The 4,294-nt window shown below is 44.2% G+C and carries 7 protein-coding genes; all 7 read left to right on the forward strand.

From position 1 onward, the window contains the following. Window positions 1-350: 350 nt before the first annotated feature. The 7 genes from VXK47_RS04350 (at window position 351) to VXK47_RS04380 (ending at window position 3,882) form a co-directional block, all read left to right on the forward strand. Complete coding sequence (locus VXK47_RS04350) at window positions 351-1,595, forward strand: hypothetical protein (protein WP_435547548.1); 1,245 nt, start codon at window positions 351-353, stop codon at window positions 1,593-1,595. Window positions 1,596-1,642: 47 nt separating this feature from the next. Next, on the forward strand, window positions 1,643-2,071 hold the full coding sequence (locus tag VXK47_RS04355; protein ID WP_435547549.1) for a hypothetical protein: 429 nt from the start codon (window positions 1,643-1,645) through the stop codon (window positions 2,069-2,071). After that, a complete protein-coding gene (locus tag VXK47_RS04360; RefSeq protein ID WP_435547550.1) occupies window positions 2,058-2,645 on the forward strand; it encodes a hypothetical protein in 588 nt (195 codons plus the stop codon). Before VXK47_RS04355 ends, VXK47_RS04360 begins: the two co-directional genes overlap by 14 nt. Window positions 2,646-2,692: 47 nt before the next feature. Continuing rightward, on the forward strand, window positions 2,693-2,896 hold the full coding sequence (locus tag VXK47_RS04365) for a hypothetical protein (protein WP_435547551.1): 204 nt from the start codon (window positions 2,693-2,695) through the stop codon (window positions 2,894-2,896). A gap of 94 nt (window positions 2,897-2,990) precedes the next feature. After that, window positions 2,991-3,170: a 4Fe-4S binding protein gene (locus VXK47_RS04370; RefSeq protein ID WP_435547552.1), complete on the forward strand. Its 180-nt coding sequence runs from the start codon at window positions 2,991-2,993 to the stop codon at window positions 3,168-3,170. Further along, entirely contained in the window at window positions 3,167-3,286 is a 120-nt protein-coding gene (locus VXK47_RS04375; RefSeq protein WP_435547553.1) for a 4Fe-4S binding protein, read from the forward strand. Before VXK47_RS04370 ends, VXK47_RS04375 begins: the two co-directional genes overlap by 4 nt. Further along, window positions 3,283-3,882: an FmdE family protein gene (locus tag VXK47_RS04380; protein ID WP_435547554.1), complete on the forward strand. Its 600-nt coding sequence runs from the start codon at window positions 3,283-3,285 to the stop codon at window positions 3,880-3,882. Before VXK47_RS04375 ends, VXK47_RS04380 begins: the two co-directional genes overlap by 4 nt. Window positions 3,883-4,294 lie beyond the last annotated feature (412 nt).

Raw genomic sequence — 4,294 nt, forward strand, 5'->3', positions numbered from 1 at the left:
GCCAGGCATAACAGTCATCTTCACTCTGAAAGTCTTCCTGGAAAATCAACCAACTCACTTCCCCATAATTTGGCTTAACCCCAATATTGCTGCTCATGATGTTTATTATAAATAATTGGGTCAGCTAAGTCAATAGGCCATAATATAAATATAATACTTTAATAAAACAAATAGTTATGGTATATTTGCCATAAATGGCATGTTCGTTGCTTAAACTCTTAATAGTATAAATTCCTGATTAAAGTTCAGTTAACGAAGAAAGCTAAATCGATTCTTCGGCGATTTTATAAGAGAATGTCTAAAAAGGTTTTAAATTATTTTGTTTTAAAAGCAAAGGAGGTAACAAAGCCATGAAAGCTTTGTCAAGCAGGAGGCAAGCATCAATTTATATGCGGATCATGATCCACATGGCGCTGTTGCTGATGGCACAATGGACGATTTTATCCTATGGAGCATCGGCGGCAAGCACACTTGCCATAACATTGGCAAAATGGGAAAGTGGAGATAATCTGCTGGATGCGCTGGGAACCGGTCCGGCACTAACCACGATTTCAATTGAAAATGCCGTTACAGGATCTCAGCTTGGATCTGCCAGGTCAAACAGAGGTGGAGATAATCTGCTGGATGCGCTGGGAACCGGTCCGGCACTAACCACGATTTCAATTGAAAATGCCGTTACAGGATCTCAGCTTGGATCTGCCAGGTCAAACAGAGAAGGCAACTGGACATTCAAGCAGCAACTTTCAACTGCCCCATGCAGCATACGGGTGAAAGCAGGGAGAGAGTCCGCCATCAAGGCAGTATCCGGCTCACCTTCCAATTGTGACGGATCTCAGTCTCAGGCTGCAACTCTTTCCGGCATTGCCGTTACTGGGCTGGCCACAATAAATGAAAGCACCAGCGCTCAGTACACCTGCACAGCTGTTTACAGCGACAACAGCAGCCGGAATGTAACGGAAACCGCCGTCTGGTCGGAAAATTCCAGCACGACTACCATCTCCGCAGGCAATCTTGCTGCCGGGTCAGTATCATCTGATCGTACAGTTACAGTCAGTGCAAGTTTTGGTGGTAAAACAGCTTCGTACAATGTGACTATAAAAAACATTGTTGTTGCCGCTAAGACACTTTCCGGTCTGACCATCAGCGGACCCTCAAGTATGAAACAGGGAACCACAGCTGCATTTACAGCCACGACGTCCTATAGTGACGGCACCAGCGCCGCAGTCACACCGGTCTGGAGTGAAAACAGTACTTATGCAACTATAAATGCGAGCGGAGTACTCACAGCTGCCACGGTTACAACGAATCAAAATGTTACCGTTACGGCGAATTATACGTCAGGTGGCGTAAGTGCAATCAACACAAAAAATGTGACTATTACTGCAGCTACAGTTTCAAATACATCAAAATCCATTAATTCCACCAGCCGGAATCGCGCCACTCTGCCGGCAGGTACTGTAGCCGAACAGCCTTTTGTAAATCAAAGTGGTTTTAAGGTATTCGGCGTCAACGATCTGGGCATGCACTGTGGGGATTTGGATCACCGCGTGGCAAGCATCGCATCCTGCCTCCTTTTAATGTGCTCCACGCCATAGCTATAAAGCAGGGCTCTTCCAGTGTTTTACCTGCACTCCTGACAGTATTGGATTGTGATATAATTTACTCTGCTGCGTCTAACCCTAATGATCCGGCATTGCAGAACCCCCCGGCTGAGCCGGTTTTCAAAACAAATTTCTGGGATTTAAATCAAGCTCAAAACGGTACCACCATAGCCTTTGATGCGTATGATCCGTTTTATCCTCCTTCAATCCTGAACCTTTTTCCGTTGGATGTAGACAGGGGATTGCCTGTTCCGGATCTGGCCCTGCTCTATCCCCTTACAGGTGCAGGTCAATTATCAGCCGAGCAGCAGGATATGCCAGGCATCTCAGCGCCCCACACAGCAAACGTTCCGCAGACCATTAAGCGGTTCGACACTGATCTGCCTTTCTTCGTTAATTTCCCGTTCGGATATCCTCTTGTCGATATGAACTGGTTTGCTGCAAGACGGTATTCCAATGACACCCTTTGACGACTTTGGACGCAAGAACTCATTTCCGTTGATGAGAGTACAATCGGTGTCGAAAAACACCAATCTTAACGGAAAAGCAGGCGATGTGCTGGCTTCAGTCGATGTTGTGTTGCCGGTCTCCGCCGAAGCTGATTGTTATCGGTGTCATGCTTCCGGCGCGGATGGCGGTGGCGGTCAGGCCGCCTGTATTCCGGGAATCGATGCCAATTGTTCAGCCGAGGGCTCTCCAAGAAGCGGGACGGCATATAAAGTTGTTCGGGCAGCCGAAGATACCGCTGATCTTCCTTTAACTGCCAAAAGAGAATGGGCGGCGGATAACAATATCCTTCGTTTGCATGATGCAAAGCATGGAACAAACCTGAAGTCAAAGATACCGGTATCCTGCCAGACCTGTCATTATACTCCGGCTCTTGATCTTGCCCATCTTGGCCCGGTAGGTACTAATGAACCCAATGCCAATGGCAAAGAGCAAAAGATCCACAGAAGCAACTCAAGGGTAATACACACTTTCCATGGTCAGTTTACGGATCTGTTCGCTGATGATATGCCTTCCCCTCTGTGCCAATATAAGTGAGACACTTTCCCAAATAGTTTAATGTAGGACGGGAAGGAGAAAAGTAGATGGAAAAGAAGGAAATCAAGATTATGAACCTTAAGCCAAAAGTTGTGGAAATGGAAGGAGCCCGTGGGGCGACTGGAATTTCCACAACTGCCGCTCTGCGTGAATCAGGGGTTAAAGGAAAAGTCCCAAAACCAATGGCCCCGCCGGAGGCAGCATGGATAAATAAACCGGCACCGGAAAATAGTGATCCATTACGACACTAAACTCTTAATGAATGTGTCTTATTTTCATTGACAAGTTCCGTCCGGTAAAGGAAACTGTGGACTTCAGAAAATAGCTAAGCATCTGGAAATAAGATTGACAGACGGATGTTTCCGTAAAATAATCAGAGAGGTTGAACCAGATTATAGTAATCCTGCGTTTATTAATGATCCAAAAAAATGTGTCCTCTGTGGCCGTTGTATTTGGGTTTGCCGGGAGAGGCTAAATAAAAACATGCTTGGATTTGTGCACCGGGGGGTTGTAACCGGTTGGTGACAACGTTTGCCTATGACCCTGAAATTGAGGCTAAATGCCGTGACTGTGGGGAATGTGCGAAAGCATGCCCTACCGGGGTTTTGACCGCAAAACCCGTTGAGAGGAAAAAGAAATGAAAAATAAAAAAATGATGATCGGTCGTTATTCTTTTGATGAATTTATAGATGCTGCCAAATCTTTTCACGGATACCCTGCACCGGGAATTATTGTAGGGGGAATAATGGTTGATCTTGCTATTGAGAATATGCCTGAAGGCGTGCTTTATAATGCTCTTTGTGAGACGGCAAGCTGTCTTCCTGATGCTATTCAGTTACTTACACCATGTACTATAGGAAACGGCTGGCTTTCAATTTTAAACCTCGGGTTGTTTGCCTTAAGCCTTTACGATAAACACGAGGGCAAAGGAGTACGTGTTTTTTTAGATCCTGTAAAAATGGAATATTATCCGGAAATTAAAAACTGGCTTTTTAAGCTGAAATTAAAAACGGAACAGGACAAAGACTTGCTTCTGGAACAAATTGAGGAGGCAGGCCGGAATATTTGCGGTATCCAAACTATTTCTATTGATAACAAATATTTAGGAAAAAACAGCAAAGGTGCTATATCTGTATGTGCAAAATGCGGAGAAGCTTATCCTCAAAGAGACGGAGCAGTATGCTTAAGCTGTCAGGGTAAATCATGGTATATATCTTCAGAAAATATGCAGGAATAATAAGGTAATTGCGAATCGTTTTATTATGTCCGGATGCTATTGGGATCTGTGGTATCTTTTAGAAATAAATGAAATAATTTATAAATTCAGCAATAATTTATCAAGTGTTGTTTTTGTATTATCAGCAGGGATATTGAGCGGTGGCCCGGAAAAACTGCACAGTTGCTTAAGTGGTAAAGCTGCTCTAAATTGACTTACAATTACAGAAAGGAGCAGCAGGTAAATGAAGACATTAAGAAGAAATCATGGAGCAGCATTTAAGGCAAAAGTAACCCTACAACGATATTTAGTTTAATTTAATATTGTACAATGCAACATAATCTGCTATACTTTCTGGAACAACCGCAAAAAGGAGGTAGCTTATGTTGCCGGAATGCAGGATTCAAGACGACCCATACCATATTCCAAAATT

The sequence above is a fragment of the Desulfobacterium sp. N47 genome (assembly GCF_051233685.1).
In the GTDB taxonomy this organism is placed as follows: Bacteria; Desulfobacterota; Desulfobacteria; order Desulfobacterales; family RPRI01; genus RPRI01.